Origin of the sequence: Nocardioides sp., from assembly GCF_036401255.1 — a bacterium.
Taxonomy (GTDB): Bacteria; Actinomycetota; Actinomycetes; order Propionibacteriales; family Nocardioidaceae; genus Nocardioides.
The window spans coordinates 1-2,614 of record NZ_DASWVI010000479.1; the positions used below are offsets into that span (position 1 = coordinate 1).

Below are 2,614 nucleotides of genomic sequence, written 5' to 3' on the forward strand. Positions count from 1 at the left end.
TCGGCCGGTGAAACCCGCACGGCCTCAGGCCAGGTCCACCACCACCGGGGCGTGGTCGGAGGCGCCGGCGCCGGCCCGCTCCTCGCGGTCGATGAAGGCGCCGGTGACCCGGGCCGCGAGCGAGGGGGAGCCGAGGACGAAGTCGATGCGCATGCCGCGGTTGCGCTCGTAGCGCTGCCGGTAGTAGTCCCAGTAGGTGTAGACCTCCGGTCCGGGCGCGTGCGGGCGCACCACGTCGACGTACCCGTCGTCGAGGAACGCCTGGAACGCCGCGCGCTCGGGCGGGGTCACGTGGGTCGACCGCGCGAACTGCGCCATGTCGAAGACGTCCTCGTCGGTCGGTGCGATGTTCCAGTCGCCGACCAGCGCGACGTCCTGGTCGCTCCAGGCCCGGGCCGCGTCCCGCAGCCGCGCCAGCCACTCGAGCTTGTAGACGTAGTGGGGGTCGTCGGGCTTGCGGCCGTTGGGGACGTAGAGCGACCAGATCCGTACGCCGCCGCAGGTCGCGCCGATCGCCCGGGACTCGGTCTCGGGCGACTCCCCCCACCCGGGTTGCCCGGGGAAGCCGACCTCCACGTCGCTCAGGCCGACCCGGCTGATCACGGCGACGCCGTTCCACTGGTTGACCCCGGCGACCGCGACCTCGTAGCCGCGGGCCTCGAGGCCCATCAGCGGGAGCTGGTCCTCGCGGGCCTTGGTCTCCTGGAGCGCGAGCACGTCGACCTCGTGGCGGTCGAGGAACGCCTCGACGCGGTCGATGCGGGAGCGGAGGGAGTTGACGTTCCACGTCGCGATGCGCACGGCGTCACCCTAGCCACGTGATCCGATGCGGCCGGGCCCAGCGGGGGTCGGTGATTCGGGGCGCGCCCGCGCCGCGCCGTAGACTCGCGGCCCGTGGCTCTCACCATCGGCATCGTCGGACTGCCCAACGCCGGCAAGTCCACGCTCTTCAACGCCCTGACCAAGAACGACGTGCTCGCGGCGAACTACCCGTTCGCGACGATCGAGCCGAACGTCGGCGTGGTCGGCGTCCCGGACGAGCGGTTGGCGAAGCTCGCTGAGGTGTTCGGGTCCGCGAAGATCCTCCCCGCGACGGTGGAGTTCGTCGACATCGCCGGCATCGTCCGCGGCGCGTCCGAGGGCGAGGGCCTGGGCAACAAGTTCCTCTCCCACATCCGCGAGTCTGCGGCGATCTGCCAGGTCACCCGGGTCTTCCGCGACGAGGACGTCACCCACGTCGACGGCGAGGTCAACCCGGCCAGCGACATCTCCACGATCCAGACCGAGCTGATCCTCGCGGACCTGCAGACGGTCGAGAAGGCGATCCCGCGGCTGGAGAAGGAGGCCAAGGGCAAGAAGGAGCTGGCCCCGGTGGCCGAGGCCGCCAAGGCGGCCCTCGCGCACCTCGAGGCCGGTACGCCGATCATCGCGACCGACCTGGACCGCTCGCTGATCCGCGAGCTGTCGCTGCTCACCGCCAAGCCCTTCATCTACGTGTTCAACTGCGACGCCGACGAGCTCGCCGACGAGGCGCTCAAGGACAAGATGCGCGCGCTGGTCGCGCCGTCCGAGGCGATCTTCCTCGACGCGAAGTTCGAGGCCGAGCTGGTCGAGCTCGGCGACGACGACGAGGCCCGCGAGATGCTCCACGAGATGGGCGTCGAGGAGCCCGGCCTGGAGGTCCTGGCCCGGGTCGGCTTCGACACCCTCGGCCTGCAGACCTACCTCACCGCCGGCCCCAAGGAGACCCGCGCCTGGACGATCCCCAAGGGCGCCACCGCCCCCGAGGCCGCGGGCGTGATCCACACCGACTTCCAGCGCGGGTTCATCAAGGCCGAGATCGTCTCCTTCGCCGACCTCATCGAGGCCGGCTCCCTGCTCAAGGCCCGCGAGGCCGGCAAGGTCCGCATGGAGGGCAAGGACTACGTCATGCAGGACGGCGACGTCGTGGAGTTCCGCTTCAACGTGTGAATCGACGTAAAACCGCAGGTCAGAGGGGTATGACCCCTCTCAGTCCGCACAGAGTCCGCAAGAAATTTGGCGTGATGGGCTCGATCGGGCTGTCCCGGGCGCCCAAAAATGATCCCGCCGTGCTACCGCTCAGCCGTCTGTGACGTGATCCTTCGGCGGAATGGCGTCGATCGCTGGAGCCACAATCGATCTCGGCTGACTTGGTGTCATTCCGGTTGTGATGTAGCGGCGCAAGCGGGCAGCCGAACGAATGCGGGTCAAGTCCCGCGATGTGTCAACCGGTGGCGGGACCTGCGTTAGGCGTGAATTGGCGAGCTTCGGCGAGGAGTGCTCGTCGCAGCACTTCGGCGGGCGAGACTCCATAGCGCTCAGCGAGACCCTGCAACTCTTCCAGTTCCTCGGGAAGCAACCGCACGCCCACTTGGTGATGACGCCGACGTACGTCGGTCCCGCGGCGGCTCCGCTTGCTGCTCGACTCAGGCATATCGAGAGCATGCCGGTAGCTGCTGGCGCGGGTAGCCGCGACACGCCGAGGAGGCGCGGTTACCCGCGCCACGCAATCGTCAGTGGAAGTCTTGATTGAAGCGCGGCTACCCGCGGGATCGAAACTGAGAGACCGAAGGAATGAGGCGGTCATGGCACA

General features: G+C 68.9%; 3 protein-coding genes. 1 reads left to right on the forward strand and 2 read right to left on the reverse strand.

The window, feature by feature from the left end:
- Nucleotides 1-24 precede the first annotated feature (24 nt).
- Nucleotides 25-801 (reverse strand): exodeoxyribonuclease III, encoded by a 777-nt coding sequence (locus VGD85_RS22095; RefSeq protein ID WP_331065588.1) that lies wholly within the window; start codon nucleotides 799-801, stop codon nucleotides 25-27.
- A gap of 93 nt (nucleotides 802-894) precedes the next feature.
- Here VGD85_RS22095 and ychF point away from each other — a divergent pair, with 93 nt between their 5' ends.
- The gene (gene ychF / locus VGD85_RS22100) at nucleotides 895-1,971 is read left to right on the forward strand and encodes a redox-regulated ATPase YchF (RefSeq protein ID WP_331065589.1); all 1,077 of its coding nucleotides are present in this window, start codon (nucleotides 895-897) and stop codon (nucleotides 1,969-1,971) included.
- Between the two features lie 274 nt (nucleotides 1,972-2,245).
- Here the strand turns inward: ychF and VGD85_RS23195 are convergent, their stop codons facing one another.
- A complete protein-coding gene (locus tag VGD85_RS23195; protein ID WP_414690854.1) occupies nucleotides 2,246-2,608 on the reverse strand; it encodes a ribbon-helix-helix protein, CopG family in 363 nt (120 codons plus the stop codon).
- Nucleotides 2,609-2,614 lie beyond the last annotated feature (6 nt).

Bases quoted from the DNA above. Each gene is read 5' to 3' on its own strand.
- VGD85_RS23195 (WP_414690854.1), bottom strand. From the start codon at position 2,608: ATGACCGCCTCATTCCTTCGGTCTCTCAGTTTCGATCCCGCGGGTAGC.